The organism is Undibacterium sp. TC4M20W, from assembly GCF_049340245.1.
Taxonomy (GTDB): Bacteria; Pseudomonadota; Gammaproteobacteria; order Burkholderiales; family Burkholderiaceae_D; genus Undibacterium.
Genome location: NZ_JBMPPI010000098.1, coordinates 1 through 255 on the forward strand (window position 1 = coordinate 1; position 255 = coordinate 255).

Consider the following 255-nt stretch of genomic DNA (forward strand, 5'->3'; position numbering starts at 1 on the left):
AGGTATTTATTGGGAGGCTGTGGCACACTATTTCGCTCAACAGAAATTCCCTGTTAGTGTGGTTAACCCCGCACAAATTAAAGCATTCGGTGTCTCCCGCTTAGTCAGAACCAAAACGGATAAGGTCAATGCTCGCCTGATCTCAGAATTTGCTTTTGAGCGAAATCCTGGACTGTGGACTGCTCCGTCATTGGCAGAGCAATCCCTACGTGCCATGGTGTTGCGCCTGGATGCCTTGCAAGTGATGCGGACACA

Annotated in this window: 1 protein-coding gene; it reads left to right on the forward strand. The window is 49.4% G+C overall.

Features of this window, described 5'->3' with window-relative positions:
* Window positions 1–255: IS110 family transposase (locus ACO0LL_RS30445; protein ID WP_422954555.1), on the forward strand; the 255-nt coding region annotated here is incomplete at both ends.